The following is a 23,397-nucleotide window of genomic DNA, read 5'->3' as shown; positions in this document are numbered from 1 at the left end:
GCCAAACCCTTCCGACGCGCCAGCGCAATACTGCATCTAGGCAAGGTTTCGCGCTTGTCAGAGGGCCCACGAAACTCAGGATCTAGCAGCGATGGATCAAGAAATCGAGCAACTGAAGACCTTTTCCGAAACCCTTGTCGAATACCTGAAGGTCAACAGTCCACAGATCATCGCCGCAGCAGCGATCGTTTTCTTCGGCTTCCTCGCGGCACGCCTCGTATCCAAATTCGTCGACCGCACCTGTTCCAAGCGCAACCTAGACATCACGCTCACCCGCTTTTTCGCCAGCGCCATTCGCCTGATCATCATCGGGATCTTCCTGATTCTCGCCATCAACAAGATTGGCATCGAGATCACCCCATTCATCGCCTTGCTCGGCGCCTCCGCCTTCGGCCTGAGCCTTGCCGTTCAAGGTCCGCTATCCAACTACGGGGCGGGCATCGTGCTGATCATCACCCGTCCGTTCAAGGTGAAGGACACCCTGACGCTGCACGGGCTGACAGGCATCGTGCAGACGATCAATCTCGGAAACACTCAGCTCCTGACCGAAGACGGTCAGGAAATCACCATTCCCAACCGCAGCGTTCTGGGCGAGATCCTGACCAATTCGTTTCAGCTCATGGTGGTGGAAGGCGTGGTCGGCGTGGACTACGCCTGCGATCCCGAACGCGCCATCGCTGCGGTGCGAACTGCGGTGGAGGGCATTGCCGAAGTGTCCACCGAACGAGCCCCTCAGGTCGGGATCCAAGCCTTTGGCGACTCCTCCATCGAGATCGCGTATCGATACTGGATACCCACCAGCAACTACTTCGTCATCCAGTACGCGGTGAACCTCGCCGTATTCAAATCTCTGAAACAGGTGGGCATCACCATTCCATTCCCGCAACGGGACGTGCGCCTGGTCAAAGATGAGAAGTGACGGCGGAGAGCGCCTCGCTCAGTAGGTTTCCTCCATCAACACGCCCAGACGGGGGCGGCCGAAATAGTCGTATTCATGGCCGTCCTCATCGCAATTGACGGAGTCATAAGCCCAGTAGCGACGACCTTCCATCACCTGGTCCTTCGTCAAATCCAGCTTCATGCTGGAGCTGGCCCAATCGAGGTCCCTCACTTCCGAGAGCTTCACCAGGTACTTGCGATGCGGAAAACTGTGCATGAGCGTGACCACCGCGTATGCGACCACCCATCGATCCACTTCCATGATCAGGTCGCTCACCGTGCCGAGCGCCTCCTCATCCTGTCCCTGCACCTGATAGCCAAATATCGCTTTCGCAGAGTGCAGGTGCTCTCCCGCGATCTCCTTCATACGCTTCTGGTGCTCGAGGTACTCGATTTCCGTCGGCTCGTACTCGAAGCCCATCGGCAAATAGCTCCCCATGGCCGTAAAGGGCGTGGCGAACGGCTGCTCCTGATAGAGGTTCCTGCGAAAGAAGCGACGAAACTCCGACTGGTATTTCTCCTCGACAGGCTGCAGCTCCTCATGATGCGGGCAGCACGAGATCTCCTCGCTGCTCATGTTGACTGGAAACTGCCTTCTATCCAGCCCCATGGTCGGCTCGCCCAAGCGCTCCGACGGGACCAGAACCCGGCTTGTCCCGCCGGAATCCGCCTCGTCATCCCAGATTCGCCTCAGCTTCAAATGGAAGCCCGAACGCGTATCCACATCGAGATAGCGCACTCGCCAATGGCGATCCCCAAATAAAACGTCCTTCACCTTTCCCGCCTTTCCGTCCGTGGCCATGAGCGGGTACCCAATGACATCCTTCAAACTACGTAGCATTGCAATTCTCCTCCTTTCCTCTCCGACGATAGCGAACGCCAGCTTCGCGACGCTGCTGCTCAAAGATACGCCTGAACACCGTTCTCAGCAAGCCCGACCATCCTTTATTCCTTGATCGAAATCGCCTTTCCAAAGCGTCAATCGCAGCCCCGTTTGGCTCCCCTCGGCGATCGGCGCGTCCCCTCCGCGACCCCCTTGACCGAGCGTTCGAATCGCCGCGATCCGCTCGACCTAGGGTTTCCATCTAAAACCGCAAGCCGCGCCCCGTAGCGCTGAGCGGTTCTCACTACGTCTATCCCAGCAGTTCGCCCCCAAGCGCCTTATGCGACTTGAGGCCTTCTCCTCTGGGGCCATGACGGCGAGCGCTCAGTCTCGATAAGCCCCGCCCGCCTTGGGTTTTACATTTAGTTGATGCAAGGATTCGCGACGAATCACAATAATGTCAGCGGTTTGTAAAATCTATGAAACAGATTAATAACGCTTCGGTTTCTGGCAAAGGTGACGAAGACAGAGGAGAACTCAGACAAATTCCATCCATCACCTTTATCAATCAACCCCGATTCACATCGACTATTTCGCTTACTACTCGAAATATGAAGACAGTAAACCGAGCATTCACCACCGTTCTAATCGCGATCGCCGCATTCGCATTCGCAGCCGCTCCCGCAGCTCAAGCCAATGACTGGGACGAGCAGCCCGCCGTAAAGAAGAGCGTCGCGCCAGACAACCCCAACGGCCTCACAGGCATGGTCATGGCGACCATCGTGATCGACGAAAAGGGCTTCGTCACGGACGCGTCCATCGCCAAGTCGACCGACGGAAATCTCGACGGTCCAACCATCGCGGCTGTCAAGCAGTGGATCTTCACACCTGCCAAGAAGGGCGGCGAAGCGATCTCCTGCAAGATCAACGTGCCGTTCAAGTTCAAGGGCTAAGCCGCCTCTCGAACCTTCACACTTTCAAGAAAGCGTCTCTCCCAGCGAGAGGCGCTTTTTCGCGTTCCTAAGCGTGGCGTTTTGTTTGCGACGCGTAGAGGCAGGCCACCATGAGGATCGAGATGAGGACCAGGATCGACCCTGTCCAAGCCGTACCCCTGGCCCCAATGCCCGAGATCAGATAAAACCCGAGAAAGGGGGCTAGAATGCCGCGTATGCCGGTCAGAAAGGTATGCACGCTCATGTAGGCCGCAGTGCGTTGAGGGGCCGCGAATTTCGTCACCCACAAGCTCCAGGAAATGTTCGCTCCAGCCATGGCGGTTCCCAGTATGGCGGCTGAAATCCCGATCACCCAAAGCGATTTCGTGGTCAGGAACAAAATGATGGAAACCATGATCATGCCGTTGAGCAGCATGCGCAGCAGCATGAAGTCGATGCGATCGAACAGGGCTCCCCAGAACTTGGAGGTCGCCAGACGAAACAGCGCCGGGATCACGAAGGTCATCAGCGTCACCATCGTCTTGCTGGCTTCGATTCCGTATTGAGGCTGCAGCAGGTATTCGAAGCGCAGCGGCAGCACCATGAGATTTCCGAAACCGAGAAACATCCAGCCAAGCAGCATGATGCCGAACTTCCAGTCCTCGATGGCGTACCAGAGGTTTCTCAACGGATTCTGCGAAGCCTGGCTGTTAACCGGCGTCGACGGTATGCGCGACATGACCCAGGCCGTGCCAAAATAGGCGAACGAAAGGACCAGAAGGATCGCCCGATACCAGCGTAGGTCGATGTCGAGCAGTCGCCCGCCCGCCAAGCTGAAGATCAAGGTCGCCCCGATGGAAAACATCATGCTGCCGGCCAGGTAGGCTCCCCGCCTGTTCGAAGGATAGTTTTCCGTCCACACATGCACCAGCATGGGCATCGCCTGAGAAGCCAGAGCGAATGCGAGGCACACCGGAACGAGAAAGCCCCACAAACTGCTGGAGAACGCCGCGACCAGCATTAGCAAGCCCGACAAGAACCCGATCCAGGCTGCGATTCGCGCCGAAGGCTGGCCAATCCGCGAAAACAGGCTTAAGGTCAAAGGGTTCACCAAGAGCCCCAGAGGACCCGCCGCGGCGATCAGCCCCTTCACCGTGTCGGGCGCCTGGTAAACCTGTATAGCGATGATCAACGCAAATCCGCCGTAGCCCGTCTCCGCGATCCCTGCGAAGCCTGCCCTCGCCCGATCCCAGAAATAGGTCCGCTTCGCATTCTCCTGATTAGGCTCCATGCAAGCACCCTAGGCCATGCCGCCTAGCGCAAAAGCTAATTCTTTTCCGCCTCTTTCACGGACGCCAAACAGTTGCGCAAATCAGGCGAAACCGCTCAGTCCAAGGCGCTGAGCGCCGTTTATCAAACCAACGCCTTCGGGCGCCTGCTTCGCCGTACCGTCAAACTCGCCTGTCCCCTTCCCTCTCATGCTCAAACGTCGCGTCACGCTTTTCGCCCTTTTCGGTTTCTTCGTCTTCGGCCTCGCCCTGCTGCTGCTCAAGGACCGAGGCTCGCCCCATTCCGATTTCGCCGAGCGAAGCGGATCGCTCCACCCCCTCCATCGCGCTCAGACGGAGGCCCTCGCATTCGCGGATTGGGCCACCGAAGGGCGCGTCGCGCAGCTCGAGGAGGCCAAGGATCGAGATCTTTGGGAAAAAGCCTTCGGACTGGCGGAGCGCCGCCGCGAGGCCATGCGTTTCCTCATCGAAAACGATCCTCAAGCCGCCTTGGACCTAGCCCTGTCCCATGGCGCCTACCACGCCTTGCCCGACGAACTGAAAAGTCGCGTGGAGCGCCCGTTTTCCGAGCGCGCGGACATCGACGTCATCGCCATCTGCGGCTTGGACCACGATCACGCGAACGACCTGCAGGCCAGCCTGCGTTTCGCGGACGGTTCGCGATACCAGCTTTCGGTCGAAGGCACCGAGCGCGTCGGCTACAGCAAAAAGGACATCCCGGTTCAGGGCATCTCTCTGGATGGACTCGCCGTGGCGCGGACCACGGTTTTCCAGCAAGTCTCCACATCCGATCTCGCTTGGGCGGAAAACCATCTGCCTCTCGCCAACCATAGCCCGCAGACGGATTTCTTGACGGGAGAGGCCATCTCTGGAGCTCCCCTCGTCGCGATTTCCGGCGGCTTCCGATTTCATTTCGCGCACGAAGCCTCACTGCAGGAGCTGGAAGCGGCCCTCTTCGACCTCGATCAGCGCCCGGGAGATCAGGTTGGCAGCGCCGCGTTCCTCGACTTGATCGAGGCGAAGCAATCCGGTACCGCCTTTCCTTTGCAGGCGTTCACCGACGAGCAGAATCTACAATCCCTCGCAGCTACCACGGATACGCTCGACTACCTGATCATTAGAGCCGACTTTCCGGATCGGATCGGGACCCCCTACTCGGAGGAGGAACTCGTCCAATTGGTCACTCATTCCGTCGCTCCCGCCTTGGCCGACTACTCCTACAACAAGACCAGCGTTTCCGTGGTGGTCACGCCAAGCTCCTACCGTCTGTCGCAAACATCCAACTACCCGAACGAAACCGGCATTCTCGACGACGCCGTAGCAGCCTACATGGGCGACGGAAATCCGAATCCATTCTCTCAATACGACTTTGTCGCCGTGAGCTTTCCTATCCTGTTTTCCGGCTGGGCGGGCAAGGCCTCTGTCGGCGGGCCGGAACAATGGCTGCAAGGACGCTGCGGAGCGGAAACCATTCTCCATGAGCTCGGACACAACTACGGTTTGCTCCACGCGAACTACTGGGCGTTTGAAAAGATTGGAGATCTGGATACGCCGAGCGGCTCCGAGAACCCGATCGATCCCAACGGCGTGGATGAAGGGTACGGCGACATTTTCGATACCATGGGTTCCGGTCCATTGGAAGCGGGTCATTTCCATATGGCGGCAAAGGAGTCGCTGGGCTGGATCGAACCGGACCAATGGCTGGATGTCACCACCGCCACGCCAAACGGCGTCCATCGCATCTATCAGTTCGATGACGTATCAGCCGAAGGGATACAAGGACTGCGCCTCGAGAAACAGGCCAGCGGAGATCACTACTGGCTCGGCTATCGAAAAAAGTATCCAGGCATCTCCTACCTCGATCGCGGAGCCTACCTCATTTGGGAGCGAGCAGGCAGCGGCGCGGTCTACAACCAGTCTTGGCTGGTCGACACCACTCCCAATTCCGATCTGGGCAAACTGGATTCGGCCATCGCTCTCGGCAGGACCTATTCGGATCCCGCCTCCAACTTGCATATCACGCCCGTCGCCGCCGGCGCCGATTCGATCGGCAGCTACATCGAAGTGGCGATCAACCAAGGCGATTTCTCCAACAACCTCAATCCGACCGGCTCGCTTTCCGCCCCTAGCTCCGCGGAGGCGCGCACCGCCGCTAGCTTCAGCTTCAACGGCTCCGATCCCGATGGCGACGATCTGGCCTTCCATTGGGACTTTGGAGACGGCACCGTGGAAACCAACTCCGACAGCGTCGATCATACCTACGCCACGGGCGGCGTTTTCCAGCTCACCTTGACGGTGAGCGATATGAAAGGCGGCACCTTCAGCGCCCAGCAGGAGATCACGGTCGGCGACCCGATCACGGAAATCAACCTGCGCGATTCCACCACCAGCGCCGACCTCACCGCTGGCGCTTCAAACGGAAGCCTCGCCGTGGTCGCGGCCGTCGGAGGAGAGTTTCTCCGCTCCAGCACCGGTCAGATCTGGTCGTCCAGTTCGCTGGGATTCGGAAACCAGAACGTGCGCATCGAAGAGATCATTTGGACTGGGGAGCAGTTCCTTGCGGCAGGCAGCGACTACGATTTCGGCATTTCGTCGCGCGTCGGCATCGTGCTCGCATCCAGCGACGCCATCTCGTGGCAAAAGGTTCTGGTGACCGATAGCGCCGTGGGAGACTGGGGATTCACAGCGCTAGCGATGCGCCCGGACGACTCCACCGTAGCAGTGGCGGGCAGCGACTCCAAGATCTACTACAGCTCCGACCTCGCTCAATGGTCTTCCGTCGATCTCAGCGAAACAGGCTGGAACGCGAGCTCCTCACCGAGCATCGAGTTTGTGGACGGCGCCTTCATCTACGCCGCCTACGAAGTGAATCTCGACTTGCAAGAGGGCCGTCTGGTCCTGAAGGAAACCGAAGACCTCGCGGCCTTCACCGACTTGGCGCCCAATAGCGGCATCGAAGACTGGCACGGGATTCGCGAACTCGATCTCCTCGACGGCCTCCTTGTTGCCAGCGGCTTCAAGCTGGGCATCGTACACTCCTTCGACCGGGGAGAAAACTGGTACTCGCTCGGCCAACGAGGCGAACTGGAGGCCACGACTTTCGCCTTCGGAAACGGATTCTTCTACGCCCACGGTTTCGATGAGGAACAAGCGTCGCAAAACTTCGTCTCGCTCGATGGTCGCATCTGGTTCGAATCCATCGCCCCGCCCGGAGGCATAAGCTACAACGATCGCATCTTCTTCCAGAATACGTTTATATCCCTCGCGGATGGCGGCGTTATCCACCAATCGGATACCTTCGAAACCTATAGCGACAGCGAGTATCAAAACTGGATCGCAGGATTCACGACCGATTCCAACAGTCAGTACGCGTATTCGAATCCTGACGACGACTGGGCGCCAAACTTCATGGAATACGCTCTCGGCAGCGACCCGACCGACTCCGGCTCCGTGCCCGCGCCCCCTGAGATCTCGGTCAACGAATCGGGAGCGTTCGTCGTCAACATCTACCGCCTGGCGAAGACCGATGTCACGCTAAGTCTGGAATACTCGACGGACCTCTCAAACTGGCAAACACTGGGCTCGATCGCCACCATCGACCGCGAAGACCTGCTCGAGCTCACGACCACCGCTCTCAGGGCCGACTACGATCGCTTTTTCATCCGCATCCGGGCCAGCCAGTAGAGAGCTCGTCTTGAGGGAACCCCGTTTACCCACGCGACCTGTCACCGTAGAACGAATACGTAAACAAGCAAGGCGAGCAAGCAGACGATAAGGATGAACTTGCCCGCGCTGCTTTCGCGAGCGTCCGGCTTTTCCGTCTCGTCGCCCGGCAGTTCCACACCATCGAGATAGCCCTCGTCGTTCCATCCGGTTTCCGGACAGCTGCCGCATTCCTCGCAGGAAGAGGCACCCTTCTCCACGTACTCGCCGCAGTTCGGGCAATAGCCTGGTGGTTCGAAACTCATGATTGAGAAGACACCACCTCGACCACCGTGTTGCCCAATGAAACCTTATCTCCTGGAACGAGCTTGCGACGAACCCGCGACTCCACCTCCCCATTCACCAAAACCGCGCCGGATTTGATCGCTACCTTGGCCTCGCCTCCGCTGGCCACCAGGTTTTCGTATTTCAACAGCTTGTTTAGCTCCACGAATTCTCCGCGGAGCGTAAGGCTGCGTTTCTCGGAAATTGGTTTTTCGCTCATGGTATAGATTGTTGGAAATTCATTGATCACGCGTTTCTGCCGACTTCGATCTGCGGCTCGTCCTTTTCCAAGGCGCTGACCAGTAGCACGAAAAAGCAAAGCACCAGCGTGAACAAGGGCAGCTGCAGATCCGAGGGCATACTGTAGACGAAGGCCGTTCCGGGGATCCACACCATCCAAGTGGAAACGAGCACGCTGGGAATGTGCAAGGTGAACAACTCGCGATCGAAGGAGCGCTTGAAGCGAGCCCAGGAAAAATCGCAGTCCTTCCAGCGATATAGAATAGCCGTCACCGGGGCCGACCAAAGCGGACAGTAGACAAACTGGTCGAATGCCACCTTCTTCGCTACGGTGGCCGCGTTTGCCGCATCGCCGAAGAGCACCGCCTGAAAGCGATAGAGAAAGTCCACTTCGATTCCCTTTTCCATCCAGGCGAATACGAAAAACGCTCCGATGGCGAGCGCTGAGCCCTTCTTCACTCGCCCTGTGGCGTAAATGTATAAAAACGGTATCAGCCCTCCGAATACCGCCGTTGTAACCGCCGAGTACCAATAGCCGTACTCCAGCTTCACATCGCGCACGAATTCGAAAAAGCCCGAAGTCGCCGGCACGAAGTAATAGGCGCCCACCACCACCAAACCGATCGCTTGCAGGGCCACCCCAGGAATCAGATTCGCCCGAACTCCGCGAGCGCACATTCTCGTCAACTCCTTCATATTCAATCTCCAAATACACCGCTCCCTCCGCTTAGGAGCGAAGCTTTCGAGCTACGTAAACCGTCCCGCAGGAGCTTCCCCCAGTCAACGGATTCGCGAAATCCACCCGATGCGACTTCGCTTCGCCAAACACGTTTCCCAGCCGATCGGTGAAGTAGTCCTCCGGCTCGCCATCCGACCACAGGGCGAACACGCCATTTTCTTTCAAATGCTGCCCCGCTTCCGCCAAACCTTCCTCGGTGTAAAATCGCGTATTGGTCTGGCGCAGCACGTTGGTGGGCGTGTGATCGATATCCAGCAGGATCGCGTCGTGTCGTTTATCGGGCTGCAGCGGATCGAGGCTCTTGCGGACATCCGCGCAGAGAGCGAAGAAATCCGCGTGGGCGTAGCGGCAACGCGGGTCGGCGTTCATCGTTTCACCCAGCGGCACCAATTCTCGCTCGTGCCAATCGATCACCGCATCCAGATATTCCACCACCACCAGGGAGGCAATCCTCGAGTCCTCCAAAGCCGACACCGCGGTGTAGCCTAGACCGAGTCCGCCGACCACCACGTCAAGCCCCTCGCCTTCCACCGCTCCAAGTCCGAGCTTGCTCAGCTGCCACTCCGCCTCGTGGAACATGCTAGACATCAGAAAATACTCGCCGAGCTTCACCTCGTAGATGTCCGTGTCCCCGAACTGAGGCATGCGACGTCGGCGGAGCAGCAAATCCCCCATCGGGGTCGGTCGATAGTCCAATTCCTGATAATCCAAATGCATTTCCCCACATCGCTCTTCTCCGGTCCGCCGGTCAACAACCTTTCCGCTTTCCCGTTAGAACGCCCCTCCCAAACCGCCCTGCGGCGCAAGCCTACAACGTCGCAGCCTTGAGCGGCAGATTGGCGGAAAAACGGAGTCGGATTTGGGCGCTGGCGCCGTCCTCATCTACTATTTTACTTGCTCTCTGACGGAAACCTGTCACCCGTCGCTACTTTTTACGCGAGCTGGGGCTACTTGTTGGGACAATTGAAGGCTGCCGGCTTAGAACCGCTCGTTTCGGGCACCTCGCAAGGCGCGAAGTGGGAAACGAGCACCAAAGCCAGAATATGCAGACCATGTCTGAACAAGATACCGAACAGAATCAATCTGTCCGCTTTGCGGACCTATCTCTCAGCGAGCCGGTGCACGCCGCACTCGAAGAAATCGGATACGAGACACCCTCTCCGATCCAAGCAAAAGCCATCCCAGTGATGCTTTCCGGCCGCGACATGATCGGTCAGGCGCAGACCGGCACCGGCAAGACCGCTGCCTTCGCCCTGCCGCTCCTCTCGACTCTCGATCCGGAAAAGGAAGGCCCACAAGCCCTCATCCTCGCACCGACCCGCGAACTTGCCCTGCAGGTCTCCGAAGCGATTTCGAAATACGGAAACAAGATCCGTCGCCTTTCCGTCGCAGCCATCTACGGCGGCACCGATTTCATCAAGCAGTTCAAAGCGCTCGATCGCAAGCCAGCCATCGTGGTCGGCACGCCTGGCCGCGTCATGGACCACATGCGCCGCGGCACCTTGGACCTTTCCCGCATCAGCCACTTCATCCTCGATGAAGCTGACGAAATGCTGCGCATGGGCTTCATCGACGACGTGGAATGGATCCTCGAGCACACGCCAGCCGAGCGTCAGACCGCTCTCTTCTCGGCCACCATGCCGCCGCGCATCAAGACCATCGCGGAAAAACAGCTTCGCGATCCGGTCACCATCAAGATCAAGGCTGCCACCGCCACGGTCGACACTGTTCGCCAGCGCTTCGTGCAATGCGCTGGCATGCGCCAGAAGCTGGAGGTCCTGCAAAACCTGCTGGAAACAGAGGAGCTCGACGCGGCGATCGTCTTCACTCGCACCAAAAGCGCTGCCAGCATGGTAGCCGAAGAGCTCATCGCAAACGGCATCGCCGCTGAGGCCATCCATGGCGACATTTCCCAAGGCCGCCGCGAACGCTCGGTATCCATGCTCAAGTCCGGCGAAATCAATGTCCTCGTCGCCACCGACGTGGCGGCTCGCGGCCTGGACGTCGATCGAATCTCGCATGTATTCAATTTCGACATACCGGAAGACGTGGAGCCTTACATCCACCGCATTGGCCGGGCGGGTCGGGCCGGGCGCAGTGGCGACGCCATTCTGCTCATCACCCGCCGCGACTTCCGCAAGTTGCGCGAGATCGAGAACGTTACGCGTCACAAGATGGAGCCCATGCCGCCTCCGACTCGCGCCGCGCTGGCCGAAGCGAAACAAAGGAAACTTCAGTCCCGCATCGCCGAAACGCTGGCCGAGGGCAAGTTCGAGCGTGAACGCGAATCCGTTCTCGCCGCGGCGGAAGCCCTCGAAATCGATATCGAGACCCTCGCTGCCATTCTGTTGAAGATGCAGTCCGGCCGCTCGGTCAGCCTGCCTCCAGCCGCTCCCGCTGGGCGCTCCGACCGCGAACGGCCCGAGCGTCGGGATCGCGACTCGCGCTCGGATCGACGCAATGACAGCCGCGATGGGTTTTCCTCAAATCGCCCAGCGCGCCCCGAACGTCGCGAAACCCGCAACGACTTTTCCGACGAACCGCGCCGCGAACGGTCGCGCGAGCCCGAGCCGATCGCCGACGACGCCGATCGCTATCGCATCGAGGTGGGCCACAACCATCAGGTCAAGCCGGGCAATATCGTGGGAGCCATCGCCAACGAAGCGGGACTCGAAGCGCGCTACATCGGTCGCATCGACATCTACGACGATCACAGCCTCGTGGACCTGCCGAAAGGCATGCCGCGCGAAGTGCTCCAGATCCTCAAGAAGTCTTGGGTCGCCGGGCAGCAAATGCGCATGAGCCGCGTCAAGCCGGACATCAAAAAACGCCCGCGCTTCGCTCGATAAACGACCCTAGGTCGACTAACCAACCCCCTTTCAAACGCTCGATTCCGCCCGCCGGATCGAGCGTTTTTCATATCCGGAATCGATCAATATCTCCGGCGCGTCATGCCGTTATTAATACAATCAATCCATCCCGCTTATAAATCCGTATCGCAACCCTCTCATGGCAAAGAAAGTAGCAGAAAAGGGGAAAGCCTTGAATAATCCAGCGACTCGACTGTTCTTCTACGAGAGAACCCACAATCAATCCACTCCAACTCAAGCGCCTCTCATGAAATCCCTCTGCTTCCTTCTCTCCCTCATCGCCATCGTTCTGGGCGCCCTGCTCCTCAAGCAACGCCAAACCATCGCGTCCCTCGAAGCCGAAATCGCCGCTCTGGCCGAAGCTCCCAGCGAGCAGAGCGATGCAAATAAGACGAACGCCCAAGCGGCTCCTGCCACTCCCCAAGCGAGTTCCGCGAACGCGCCCGCCCCTGTCGCGCAATCCGTTTCCGAGACAGAGGAGGACGACAACTCCAGCAACGCCCGCATGATGCGCGATATCTCCAAAATGATGGAGAATCCGCAAATGAACGAAGTCATGCAAGCAAGCCAGCGGGCCACGCTCGAAGTCCTCTACAAGGACTACCTCAATAGCTTGGACCTCACTCCGGAGGAACGTAGTCATTTTATGGATATACTGATGGCACGCCAAATGTTTCGCGTGGAAACCAGCATGAAAATGATGGGCGGGGTATCCGACGAGGAGCGACGCCTGTTGTCCGAGGAAATGCAGGAGTACGACGAAACCATCGGCGAGGAGATCGGCTACTTCCTAAACGACGACGAAGACCTCGCCGAATGGGAGTTTTACGAACGCACCATGCAGGAGCGCATGTCCCTCTCCAGCATGAAGGCGAGCCTTGCTCAGCGCGAAGCTTCCCTCAGCCGCGAAGCGGAGCGCGCCTTGATCGAAATCATGGCGGACCAGCGAGCGAACTATGATTTTCAAAGCGACCTAGCCGACCAGCAAAACTACGACATGGGACCGGAGCGTTTCAGCGATGAAAACATAGACCGATACGCCGACGATCTAAAAGCCGTCAACCGGTTGATTGAACAGGAAGCCAGCGGCATACTGACAGAAGAGCAGCTCGCCGCCCTGGTCGAAAGCTTGACCGCAATGAGCGAACTGCAGCTCAACCAGCTTAAGATGGCGGCGAACATGTTTAAGAATCGAAAATAGCCCGACCTAAGCGGCGTCTCGGCCTTGAGCGAATCGTGGCTCCAGGGCTCCTTTCCGCTCTTTTTCTTGCTCGTATCCCTCTACCGGAAATTCGGAATCGCAATTTTTCGATGCAATTTCCATTTTGAAACCGGGCTTAAACGCGTTTCCGTGACTTCGAAGTCTCCGAAAGCAGCCCCGATCGCCCCCAAACGTCGGTTTCGCGAATCAAACTAAACCAGCTCCAGCCCGCCAGCTTATGTTCCGCCGCTTATCATTATTCCTATCTGCCCTTCTCCCCACCGCTGCCCATTCGGCAGTCGAGAATGTCGACGCCCCACGCTTCTCGGAGTTGGCCCAGGACGAAAACGCTATCGTGGTGGATGTGCGCACCCCGCAGGAAATCGCTCAAGGGAAGGTCCCCAACGCTAGCGAAATCGATTTCTACGACCCGAACTTCGCAGCCAAAGCATCGCGATTGCAGAAGGATAAAACGATCCTTCTCTACTGCAGATCTGGAGCTCGGAGCTCACAAGCCGCCCAACAGCTCAACAGCATGGGCTTTGCCAATATCGTCAACCTAAACGGCGGCATCACCGCTTGGCAACGCGCCAAGTTGCCGATAGAAGTGCCGGACACTGTCGCCGCTTCGGATGCTCCTCAACCCATTTCGCAAGAGGAGTTCGAGACTGCCATCGCAGCGAACCCCTACGTTCTACTCAACTTCAATTCGAAATGGTGCTCGCCCTGCCGCCGCATGAAACCGGTGATCCAAGAGCTTGAGGAGAAACACGCCGATCAAATCAAAGTGCTGGAAATCGACGCGGACGCGAACGAAGCCTTGATGGACCAATACGAAGTAACGCCTGTACCCACTTTCGTAATACTGAATAAGGGCCAAGAGATCTGGAGAAAAACTGGCGCCACTCCGCTGCAAGCCTTTTTGGACGCCATCGAATAGCGGGCGTTTGTCGCTCCTTAAAAGGAACGGCGCGCAGCGAGGTACAGGTTTTCGTTTCGTCCAAATTGACCGAAGAAACTCCAGTCTTCGCCGCCGAAGAGATTCGCCCCCACGTCCCAACGCCATTCGTCGCTCGCCTTCCAGCTAGCGGACAGGCGCGTGTAGTGGTCTTCTTGTGACGGACTATAGAAGACGAAAGCGTTCAACGTGAGCGTCTGCTGCCAAAGCTGCTTGCGAAGCCGAAGGGTCACGAGGTCTCGATCGCGATCCGCGACCGAATCCGCAGCGGCGTAGTCCCGCGTGCGTTCGACATAGTATTGCGCACTGCCAGTTAGCTCGTTTCCCAATTCCCGCTCGTATCCCAGCAGCAATCGCAACTCGCTGTTTCGCGTGAACGGATCCTCTCCCGCTGGATCATCGACGCTTTCATAGGCCCCGATTTCCGCGCTCAGCAAACCACTGCCGATCGGCCCACGAGCGGAAGCTCCAAATACTTCCAGCTCCGGAAAAAGAGCTCTACCCGTGGCCGTATCCACTCCAGCAGGACTCTTCCAATAGCCCCAGTAGCCGTAGGCGGCGAGCTCGAATCGACCCAGGATGCGCGAAAGCCTGAGATGCAGCTCGTCCGAGTCGAAGGTTCCTCCCGGATACACTGGGTCCATCGGTACCGCTTGCTCCGTGAGCGAGCCTGACGCTTCGCTCCAAAACGAGAGGCGCTGGCCATCGATGAAGCGGTCCGGCTCAAAGCGAGGCGAGTAGACCAGATCGAGATTCACCCAGTCGGAAAAGTACGAGGCGCGGAGCGAATCCTGCGGCGCTTTCAAATACTCCAGATCTCGTCCGAGAAAAAAGGAGTTCCAGTCCTTGGGAAAGAGATCGTTGATAAAGAGCAGATCCCCCACTCCCCAGGTCGCCACTTGCCGACCGAGCTTCAAGTCGACGGCGTCAACGGGCTTCGTGCTTAGCCACAGCTCTCGCGGATCTAGCCAACCACTTCCATCCTCCCAGTCAAAGCCGCGATCCGGATCCAAATCGTCATACACGAAATCCATCACGGCCTTGAAAGTGGAAGAAGCCCCCAGGTACTCTTCCATCTGAAGCTGCAGTCTGGCCTCTCGAAGGCTCGAATCAGAAAAACCGGGAGCGTTCTGCAATCGCCCCCCAACGCGAAGCTCCGCGAAACCATGCAATTCGAAAGGAAGAAGTTTATTCGCCTCGTCGTCGCTTTCCTCGACTTCCGCGGTGGAGGCGGCCTCCCCACCCAAACCTGACGGCAAGGCAGGAGGCGCATCGCCTCCGAGACCGCTCGGCAATGGAGGCGGCGCAGCGGAAACGCTGCCGCTCGCGACCAGCAGAGTTCCGAGAACGAGAAACCACTTTCCCGCAGCAATCTGTTTCGCAGTCTCACTCATATCGAAATCCTATCCCCACTTTAGCTAGCGCAATTCGCGACGAGGGGGTGTGCGCAGACTGCGTTCCTGGAACAAACTGTCCTCCAAGCCGAGGTCGTAGTCGATCGCTTTCGCTTCCAGCGTAGTGAATCCTCCAATACGCTGATCCGTCATGCGACCCTTCATCACCGTGTAATAGCCTTCGATCTGCTGCACGTCCAAGGCCTCATAAGTCCGATAGACCGAACCTGACTTGTCCGCGTATTCGATCTTCACCGCCAGAAAAGTGCCTTTGTGTATCCATGATGTGTAGGACGCGAATTCCACCGAGTTCGGGTCTTTGGGAACGCTTTTCACTACATAGTAGTCATCTGTTTCCTCCACGAGCTCGTGATTATCCTCTACCGGTGATCGGCCGGACACGTCTTCGTAGAAGTAGTGCGAGCCTACGAAACTGGTTCGTTCGTCGGAAGCGGCAATGCGCTTCACCAAATCCAAAGCCGGCAGGTAGAGCCAGCGCTCGTCCGGGCCTTGAGCCTGTTTCCAAACCAGAAAGGTGGTTCCCTTCACGTCGGATGGACGCTCGAAATACACGTAGAACTTCTGGTCCCCGTTTCCCGTATCATCATTACGACGGAGAATCGTCAGCTCTCGCTGCCGCTCACGTCCTTGAGCGTCGGTGATGGTCATGCTCAACTTCGCCTTTCCATCCTCGCCTTGGTAATACGCGGATTGACTCGCTTTGGATACGATTTCCGACACGTCCATCGCCTGCGAAGAGGCGAGCGCGAAGACGACCGCGATTGCTGAAAGAATCTGTTTTTGGTAGTTCATGTGGATTTCCTTGTTTGAGAATTTAGTTGTTGAAGCGAAGCGCCTCGTGCCGGGCGAAGATGTCAGGATGCCACTTTCACAGGCTCCTCACGCTTGCTGGGAGATCCTTTTCTATCCAAGGGAAGCAGGTGAATCAGGGCCGGCAGCAGGACAAGTGTCGTCAGGCCAGCGAGAATGAGTATCGAAGAGATCAATACGCCCACCGTCTGATACGGCACCAGCGGAGCCAGCAGCAGAGGCGAGAAGCCAAGGCCGATGACGATGATATTTCGAGCGATGGCGCGGGCGGGATCGCCAAAGGCGATATCCATCGCTTCCTTCCAATCTCCCGTTTGACGATAGGCCTCACGGGAACGGGCGATGAAGTGAATGGCATAGTCGACCGCGAGCCCCAGCGAAAGCGATGAAAGCACCGCGACCGGCATGTCATAGTCCTTTCCGATCCACCCTATGATGCCGTACATGACCAAAATGGTCAGGGCTAAAGGCACCATGGAAAGCAAGCCCCACCAGAAGGAACGGAACAGGATGATCATCAGAATGAGCACCGTCACAAAGCTTCCCAAGAAAGCGTTCATCATACCCGCTACCATCTGCTCCTGCCAAATGACGTTGATGTAGGTCAGACCAAACCAATCCGTGGATACCTCGCCAGGCAGCGGATTTTCAGCGAGGTACGCTTTTACCTGATCCACCAATCCGCTCATGTCGACGTTGTCTCCGCTGTTGAGCTGTATCCACAAGACCGCCTGGCGATAGTCGGGTGTCACGAAATGCCAGAGGTCCTGCGGGCGGTGGCTGCTCTCGTAAGTCATCAAGCTTTGAGCGACCGCATTGGATGTATCCGGAATTCGGTAACGCTCCTCGTCCCCTTCAAAGAGCTCGCGATGCAAAGTCTTAGTCACTTCCGGAAGACCAACCACCTTGCCCACATGGGGGTTGCTCAAAATGTTCGCCTCTAAAGCCTCTATGGCTTGCAGAGCCTCCGGCTGCTTGAAATAGGCGCTTGCGGACCAGCGTTCCTCCATGGTCTGGGCCACGCGATCCCATGCCTCCCAGGCCGAATCGCTCTCGGCAGCATCCTGCTGATCGTAAAGCCAGTCCTGCAAGTCGATGAAGGCTCCGTCGTCAAAGCTGTCGTAGTCGATCTCAGCGAGCCGTACTTCGAGAGCGGAGCGGGCGGAATCCTGCAAGCCGGTGGCCGCCGCCAGTACCGGTTCGGCGAAACCTGATTTCGTAAGGGCCGGAGCTTCGAAAGCGAGATACGCCATGTAAGTGCCTGCCAGACGATCGTTCATCACCGTATCCGCGATGCGGATCTCGTGGCTCGGCTCGAACCACTTGACCGGGTTGTCGTTGATGACGATTCGACTGATGCCAAAGCCTGAAAAAACCACCAACGCGGCGGCGACGATCGCCACCAGCTTCGCCTTGGCGAAGGAAACACGGCCGGTGAAGCGAAGCAGGCGCGAAAGGATACCGTTTTCCTCGCCACTGGCCGCCTCGGCGGAACCGAAGTTTTCCAGCGCTTTTTCGGGAAGCAACATCACGTAGGCCGGCATCAGCAGGATGGTGAACACCCAAGCGGCAAAGGCGCCGACTGCTACGAACAAGCCAAACACTTGCACCGGTGGGATCGGCGTCAGAGCGAGGGATGCAAAGCCTACGCTCGTAGTGATCGAGGTGAAAAGCATGGGGCTCCACAGCTCGCCCACCGTCTCCTTGATCGCCCGTCTCCTGTCTTTATAAATTGGATACTTGTCGAAAAAGTCCGAGAGGATGTGCACTGCGTCCAAAACCGCGATGGGCATGATGAAGATGGGGATCATGGAACTCATGATATGGATGGTATTGCCCGTAGCCACCAGCAGCCCCATCGACACGATCACCGAAAGCATGGCTACGATCATCGGCGAGACGATCAGCGTGAGGTTGCGGAAGAACAACCACATGAGCACGAATATCAGCGCCATGGCCATGGGAGCGGAGATCGCCATCTGAACGAACATCTCCTTGCCAAACTGATCCTGAGCGACCGGAAGCCCCGCGATGTAATAGTGGTCCTGCCCACCGAAGCCGGCGATAACCGACTTCAGCTCCTCCGCTACCCGGTAGCTAGCGCTTTTCTCCGTGAGCGGAAAATACAGAGCCAGGGCCTTGCGGTCTTCCGAGACCATGGAGCCGTCGTACATCGGGAGACGAGCCGCCGCATTGGCCACGGCGATAGCCTCTTCGTCGCTCTGGGGCGGTTCCGGCATGAGCCAGCGAAAGCTCACCGAACCCAGCCCAGCCTGCTCGATGGCGTCGACGGTCGAAGGAGCGATGATGTCCGCCCTCACTACGCCCGACACGCCGCTATCCGTTTCCCACTGCAGCGACTCCGCCGCCTCGACCAAGGCATGCACATCCGCTAGCGTGCGGGGATTGAAAACTCCGTTTTCCTCCTGGTCTGCGGTCACTCCCACCACAAGCATATCCTTCAGGCCAAAGGTAGCCTTGAGCTGATTATGCGTCACCCGAGCAGGCTCGTCGGCAGAAAGCATATTCTCCGGATCGGTGTCCACCGTGGCAGGGTTCAGTCCCATGGCCCGGTCGGGAAACACTGTCGGCCAGGCCACCAAAGCGAGCAAGAGCGTGGCCACTGCGATGGAGACCCCGAAAGCCCCTTTCGGATGCTTCAGCGCGATTTCGATAAAAGCGTTTTTCATAAGTCCAAGTCTGATCCCTAAATTGATTCTCAACTGAAACGACGGCTATCCGAGGTCGCCGCTGCTCAAGGCGAAAAGCGTGCCTAACACGCCTCCGTAAAGGGCGCCGCGCCACCAGGTCGAGGTGAGCGGACAGGTTCCCGAGCTGCATTGCCCGAAGTATCCCATGACGCCTCCCGCAAGAAGCCCGACGCCGATGCTGATTAAGTAGCGTGCCATTCGAGCGTACTCCCTTATTTCCCTATGCCCCTCGAAACGCTCACTGGAAAGCGCAGCCCGATTTCATGCCGAAACGCTTCAGGATCATAGCCAACGGACAAACGCGGGTGAACGCGGCCTGAAACATGTTTAGCCCCACGAACGCGGGGAGAATGAGCCAGTACTGATGCACCCAAATGCCCAAGCTCAAGCCGAGCAGAATCATGGTGCCAGCGAATGCGAATACGAATCGATCAATGTTCATGGCGACAACCTTATGTTAGTGTTTTCTAAATTAGCAAGTTTTTATTTTAGTTTTCTCTAATATTGACAAACGACAGCCAATGAGAAAGCTTAGCCGAACACCGAGAAATATCATGCCCAAGGAACAAGAGATAGAGGCCCTAATGACCGCGGTAGATACCCTAAAGGCCATGGCCAACCCCAAACGGCTCGCCATCCTTTGCCGCTTGGGCGAGGGAGAGGTCAGCGTGAACGAGCTGGCGACCGAGGTGCAGCTCAGCCAGTCCGCCCTCTCTCAACATTTAGCGAAGCTGCGCGAGCAGGCTTTGGTGAGCACTCGCCGGGAGCAGCAGACGATCTACTATCGCCTCGATTCGCCAGAGATCGAAACCATCATCGCCACCTTGCGTAAGCTCTATTGCGAGTGACGCCCGTGGCCACCTTCGGAAGCGTGGGGCGGTTTCAGCGAAGGCCTAGCGCTCCTCGAGACGCTCGGTGGAGCGAATGCTCTCCAAGGTCCGCGCTAGGAGGCGGATCTCGATTGGCTTGGTCAAGTAGCCATCCATCTCCCGCTCTAGGCGGTCGATGGTCTGCCGCTGCAGAGTATGCGCGGTGAGGGCGATGATAGGCGTGCGGCCCAGACCGTCCTCCTTTCGGCGAATCGCTCGGGTAGCTTCCCATCCATCCATATGCGGCATTTGCAGATCCATGAGCACCACGTCGAAGCGGCCAACCTCGTAGCGCTCCACCGCTTCCACCCCGTCGGCAGCCCGCTCCGTCTCGATGCCGAGCTTTTCCAAAATGGCGCAGCAGGTCTTCAAGTTGATTTGGTTATCGTCCACCACCAAGACCTTTCGCACCGAGGGAATGCGACGCTCCTCCGAAGAGAGGTTTCGAGAAAACGCCGATTCCGATTCCGACTGAGCGCTATCCTCACCTCTCCTCGAATCAAGGGCAAGCGGTAGGGCCACGCTGAATACGGAGCCTTCCCCAAGGCTGCTTTCCACGAAAATGTCGCCGCTCATCAAGCGAGCGAGCTTTCGCGAAATCGCCAACCCAAGCCCAGTGCCATCAAACTTGCGCGAGTGCGAACTATCCCCTTGGGTGAAGGTTTCGAAGATCTCCTCGTAGCGCGTCTTTTCGATGCCGATGCCGGTGTCGCGCACCTCGATCACCAGCAACTCTCCATTCTCCGTTCGTATCGAACTCGCGGTGACATAAACCCCGCCTTTCGAAGTGAACTTGACTGCGTTTCCCACGAGGTTGAACAAGATCTGCCTCAGGCGGGCTTCGTCGCCTATGAAGTGGATCGGGCAGCTCGGATCGATGACGGCGCTGAATTCGATGCCCTTGCGCCGAGCCAGGAAATCGAAAAAACCTACCGTCGTGTTGAACAAGCTCTGCAGGTTCATGGGAACCGGCTCCAGCTCAATCTTGCCTGCCTCGATCTTCGAGAGATCGAGCACGTCGTTTACCAGCGTGAGCATGGACTCGGATGACTGCAGAATCACGTCGAACACCTCCTCCTGCTCCGGGTCGAGCTCTCCCAGCTTGGCCACTTGAGCCATGCCCATGATGCCATTGAGCGGAGTGCGAAACTCGTGGCTCATCACCGCGAGAAACTCGCTCTTGGCGGCGCTCGCCGCCCGCGCCGCTTCGCGTGAGCGCCTCAGCTTGATCGACATGACAAGCAAGGCCGCCAAAGCGACGAACAACACCCCTATCGCGACGCTCTGACCAAGGGTGCGTCGCTCGAGCTGGTGCACCAGGAAGTAGGAGCTGATCTCGTTTTCCGGATCCAGAAAGTACCTGAAATAGGTCTCGTGCACGAAGCCCTCCTTCACCAAGTCGCCGATCTCCTCTCTGATCAGATCGGCGGCGGCCATGGCAGCTGGGCTCTGGTAGCTGGCCGCGATGCCGCAGGTGATGGTCTCGTCGTGGAAATAGTAGAACTGGAACGCTTCGCCCTTGCCGAACTCATCGATCGCCGCCTTGAAATCGATGGAGTTGGTTTTGGTGCTCCAAAGAAACGCGGCTGAGCTTGCGCCGCTGAAGACGGCATCGATGGCTTGTTCGTGACTCGGCAGCGGCATCAAGTCCACGCCGGGCAGGAGCTTGGCCGCCAGAGTGATGCCTGGCTCGCGATCGTAATACGCGACCTGTTTGCCTTTCAGTTCCCGAGGATCCCGCAGGGAGCGTTCTCCTAGGTAGAGCAGCCCGAGGGCGTTTTCGTAGATCGGCTTGGTGATGTAGAAATCGTCCCGTCGATGCGGCAGGTCGGTCACGATCGGCCACATGTCCACGTCACCTCTCGGCAAGTGCACATCGGGAGCTAGCGGGCTGTAAACCCACTCGAGCTCGATGCCAAGACGGCGAGCCGCTTCCGCGACGATGTCCAGTCCCACCCCTCCCAGCGACCCGTCGGACGCGATGATCTGATAGGGAGGCGACTGCTGATAGCCAATGCGAATGGGCTGGGACCTAGCCAAATCGAGAGCCCGCCCCACGGCGAGGTACCAATACGCCCAAGCGAAAAGCGCCAGCAGAAACGCTGCAAGCGTCAGCAAAACGATCTTGGATTTCTTCGCATCCAAAACGCTTCTCTTCGCCACGCGTGAAGAAGTGGGCGTCATTTCAGGAATCCTAGCAAATAAGGGCGTACACGAAAGGGGTCAGGATAGGATGAACTAAGCTAAGAACCCGATTTTAGCAAACATCAGGTTCGCGAGCGGCATTGAGGTTTTGGCAAGCGCGTCGAAAGGCCTCCCTCCAGCGGATCCCGAAAACGACTGATCACGCCTATAGGGCGATCTTCACGCCACGGCGCAAAAAGGTCGGCGAATCCAAGTCCTGCCCTTCGAAAAGCGTGCCACTGGTGTTTTCGAACTCCCCCTTTGGATCGCCTTCGGAAAACGAGAACTCGTGCTGCTCCGCCTTGGTCGGACGGGCGTGCGTTTCCGGTTTTCCCTTCCGTCCCGAAGCCGATTCGCCCTTGCTGTCCTCCTTGGCGGAGCTCGCCGCGGGAGACAGCTTCTTCTCGGCGAACTCCTTCGAGGAGCGAGGGCGCCGCACGACCCGGGTCAAAGAGATGCTCGACACCTCGCTCGTTCCCAGCACGCAAATCTCCAAGGAGTCGCCCCGATCCTCGTCCACCACCGCGCCAAAGGTCACATTCGCATCGCCTCCAAACGCATCCGTCACCGATTCCAGAATCTTTTGCGTATCAGCGATTCCCATACGCGGACCGCCAACGATGTTTACCAGGAGATTGTCCGCCAGCTTCGAGAACTCAGGAGTGTGCAGCAAGGGACAAAGCTTGAGATCCGCCACCGCGTCCTCCGCGGCGTTTTCTCCACTTCCCTGCCCGATCCCAAACAGCGTCTTGCCAGCCTTGCGGGAAAACGCCTGGCGCAGCTGCGAAAAGTCGATGTTGATCAGGCCGGTGCGGTTGATCATGAACCAGACCGATTTGATAGCCTTTTCGATCCAGGCATCGGCCTTGGAGAAGGCGTCCAGCAACGAAGCGTCCTGGTCGGACTCCTGGATCAGCAAGTCGTTGGGCAGCGGCACCACCGCATTGCAGCAGTCGCGCAGCTTGATCAAGCCCTCCTGGGCCACGTTCGCTCGGGTGGAGCGCTCGATGGCGAAGGGCAACGCCACGAAGGCGATCACCACCGCGCCTTGTCGCAGCGCCTGTTCGGCGATCACCGGAGCGGCTCCGGTGCCGGTTCCGCCGCCTAGACCAGCGGCCAGAAACAGCAGATCCACGCCTGCCACCAGATCGTCGATGGCATCGATATCCTTGAGCGCGGCCTCGCGGCCCACCTCCACATCGCTCCCAGTCCCCAAGCCACCCGTAATCGATTTTCCGATACAGAGCTTTTCCGCGACCGGCGATCCCGCAAGGGCCTGCTGATCGGTGTTCACCACCGCTAGGTCGACTCCGGGAAAATCCGAGAGCATCAAGCGATCCACGATGTTGGAGCCGGCGCCACCGACCCCGATGACCTTCATGCGAATCGTTCCCTCCTCCGAATCCTCCATTCTCTCCTGATCGCTCATA

At 58.1% G+C, this 23,397-nt stretch carries 20 protein-coding genes; 7 read left to right on the top strand and 13 right to left on the bottom strand.

The annotated features are described in order from the left end of the window. Positions 1 to 91 precede the first annotated feature (91 nt). Positions 92 to 919: a mechanosensitive ion channel family protein gene (locus tag QEH54_RS15505; RefSeq protein ID WP_309019617.1), complete on the top strand. Its 828-nt coding sequence runs from the start codon at positions 92 to 94 to the stop codon at positions 917 to 919. A gap of 18 nt (positions 920 to 937) precedes the next feature. On the opposite strand, the gene QEH54_RS15500 is transcribed toward QEH54_RS15505, so the two are convergent. After that, positions 938 to 1,780 (bottom strand): PRC-barrel domain-containing protein, encoded by an 843-nt coding sequence (locus tag QEH54_RS15500; protein ID WP_309019616.1) that lies wholly within the window; start codon positions 1,778 to 1,780, stop codon positions 938 to 940. A 593-nt stretch (positions 1,781 to 2,373) separates the two neighbouring features. Here QEH54_RS15500 and QEH54_RS15495 point away from each other — a divergent pair. Then, positions 2,374 to 2,715 carry an energy transducer TonB gene (locus QEH54_RS15495; protein ID WP_309019615.1) on the top strand — a complete coding sequence of 114 codons (342 nt, stop codon included), beginning with the start codon at positions 2,374 to 2,376 and terminating at the stop codon, positions 2,713 to 2,715. Between the two features lie 67 nt (positions 2,716 to 2,782). On the opposite strand, the gene QEH54_RS15490 is transcribed toward QEH54_RS15495, so the two are convergent. Further along, on the bottom strand, positions 2,783 to 3,985 hold the full coding sequence (locus QEH54_RS15490) for an MFS transporter (protein ID WP_309019614.1): 1,203 nt from the start codon (positions 3,983 to 3,985) through the stop codon (positions 2,783 to 2,785). A gap of 187 nt (positions 3,986 to 4,172) precedes the next feature. Here QEH54_RS15490 and QEH54_RS15485 point away from each other — a divergent pair, with 187 nt between their 5' ends. Further along, positions 4,173 to 7,667 (top strand): PKD domain-containing protein, encoded by a 3,495-nt coding sequence (locus QEH54_RS15485; protein WP_309019613.1) that lies wholly within the window; start codon positions 4,173 to 4,175, stop codon positions 7,665 to 7,667. Between the two features lie 41 nt (positions 7,668 to 7,708). Here the strand turns inward: QEH54_RS15485 and QEH54_RS15480 are convergent, their stop codons facing one another. Genes QEH54_RS15480 through QEH54_RS15465 form a run of 4 tightly spaced genes read right to left on the bottom strand, consistent with a single transcriptional unit; the run spans position 7,709 to position 9,666 of the window. Next, a complete protein-coding gene (locus QEH54_RS15480; protein ID WP_309019612.1) occupies positions 7,709 to 7,951 on the bottom strand; it encodes a zinc ribbon domain-containing protein in 243 nt (80 codons plus the stop codon). Further along, positions 7,948 to 8,190: an RNA-binding S4 domain-containing protein gene (locus QEH54_RS15475; protein ID WP_309019611.1), complete on the bottom strand. Its 243-nt coding sequence runs from the start codon at positions 8,188 to 8,190 to the stop codon at positions 7,948 to 7,950. The genes QEH54_RS15480 and QEH54_RS15475 overlap by 4 nt, the downstream gene beginning before the upstream one ends. Positions 8,191 to 8,216: 26 nt before the next feature. Continuing rightward, entirely contained in the window at positions 8,217 to 8,906 is a 690-nt protein-coding gene (locus QEH54_RS15470) for a hypothetical protein (RefSeq protein ID WP_309019610.1), read from the bottom strand. 31 nt (positions 8,907 to 8,937) lie between these two features. Continuing rightward, positions 8,938 to 9,666, bottom strand: a complete 729-nt coding sequence (locus tag QEH54_RS15465) for a hypothetical protein (protein ID WP_309019609.1) — start codon at positions 9,664 to 9,666, stop codon at positions 8,938 to 8,940. 335 nt (positions 9,667 to 10,001) lie between these two features. Here QEH54_RS15465 and QEH54_RS15460 point away from each other — a divergent pair, with 335 nt between their 5' ends. The 3 genes from QEH54_RS15460 to QEH54_RS15450 all read left to right on the top strand — a co-directional run bounded on the left by QEH54_RS15460 (position 10,002) and on the right by QEH54_RS15450 (position 13,960). Beyond that, entirely contained in the window at positions 10,002 to 11,798 is a 1,797-nt protein-coding gene (locus QEH54_RS15460) for a DEAD/DEAH box helicase (RefSeq protein WP_309019608.1), read from the top strand. 268 nt (positions 11,799 to 12,066) lie between these two features. Continuing rightward, on the top strand, positions 12,067 to 13,020 hold the full coding sequence (locus QEH54_RS15455; RefSeq protein ID WP_309019607.1) for a hypothetical protein: 954 nt from the start codon (positions 12,067 to 12,069) through the stop codon (positions 13,018 to 13,020). A 238-nt stretch (positions 13,021 to 13,258) separates the two neighbouring features. Next, complete coding sequence (locus QEH54_RS15450) at positions 13,259 to 13,960, top strand: thioredoxin domain-containing protein (protein WP_309019606.1); 702 nt, start codon at positions 13,259 to 13,261, stop codon at positions 13,958 to 13,960. Between the two features lie 17 nt (positions 13,961 to 13,977). On the opposite strand, the gene QEH54_RS15445 is transcribed toward QEH54_RS15450, so the two are convergent. The 5 genes from QEH54_RS15445 to QEH54_RS15425 all read right to left on the bottom strand — a co-directional run bounded on the left by QEH54_RS15445 (position 13,978) and on the right by QEH54_RS15425 (position 19,356). Next, positions 13,978 to 15,372 (bottom strand): hypothetical protein, encoded by a 1,395-nt coding sequence (locus QEH54_RS15445; RefSeq protein WP_309019605.1) that lies wholly within the window; start codon positions 15,370 to 15,372, stop codon positions 13,978 to 13,980. Positions 15,373 to 15,396: 24 nt separating this feature from the next. Next, a complete protein-coding gene (locus QEH54_RS15440; protein ID WP_309019604.1) occupies positions 15,397 to 16,185 on the bottom strand; it encodes an outer membrane lipoprotein-sorting protein in 789 nt (262 codons plus the stop codon). Positions 16,186 to 16,247: 62 nt separating this feature from the next. Beyond that, positions 16,248 to 18,893: an MMPL family transporter gene (locus QEH54_RS15435; RefSeq protein ID WP_309019603.1), complete on the bottom strand. Its 2,646-nt coding sequence runs from the start codon at positions 18,891 to 18,893 to the stop codon at positions 16,248 to 16,250. A 45-nt stretch (positions 18,894 to 18,938) separates the two neighbouring features. Then, a complete protein-coding gene (locus tag QEH54_RS15430; protein WP_309019602.1) occupies positions 18,939 to 19,112 on the bottom strand; it encodes a DUF6132 family protein in 174 nt (57 codons plus the stop codon). 40 nt (positions 19,113 to 19,152) lie between these two features. Further along, positions 19,153 to 19,356 carry a DUF2892 domain-containing protein gene (locus QEH54_RS15425; protein ID WP_309019601.1) on the bottom strand — a complete coding sequence of 68 codons (204 nt, stop codon included), beginning with the start codon at positions 19,354 to 19,356 and terminating at the stop codon, positions 19,153 to 19,155. 112 nt (positions 19,357 to 19,468) lie between these two features. On the opposite strand from QEH54_RS15425, the gene QEH54_RS15420 reads away from it, so the two are divergent. Beyond that, entirely contained in the window at positions 19,469 to 19,762 is a 294-nt protein-coding gene (locus QEH54_RS15420; RefSeq protein WP_309019600.1) for a metalloregulator ArsR/SmtB family transcription factor, read from the top strand. A 45-nt stretch (positions 19,763 to 19,807) separates the two neighbouring features. On the opposite strand, the gene QEH54_RS15415 is transcribed toward QEH54_RS15420, so the two are convergent. Both QEH54_RS15415 and QEH54_RS15410 read right to left on the bottom strand, forming a co-directional pair. Then, positions 19,808 to 21,967, bottom strand: coding sequence for an ATP-binding protein (locus QEH54_RS15415; RefSeq protein WP_309019599.1), 2,160 nt, complete (start codon positions 21,965 to 21,967; stop codon positions 19,808 to 19,810). A 166-nt stretch (positions 21,968 to 22,133) separates the two neighbouring features. Beyond that, entirely contained in the window at positions 22,134 to 23,396 is a 1,263-nt protein-coding gene (locus QEH54_RS15410; RefSeq protein WP_309019598.1) for a cell division protein FtsZ, read from the bottom strand. Position 23,397: the final 1 nt, after the last annotated feature.

Source organism: Pelagicoccus sp. SDUM812003 (assembly GCF_031127815.1).
Classification (GTDB): Bacteria; Verrucomicrobiota; Verrucomicrobiia; order Opitutales; family Opitutaceae; genus Pelagicoccus.
The sequence above is the reverse complement of the archived record's forward strand: the minus strand, read 5'-3'. Positions and strand labels throughout refer to the sequence as shown.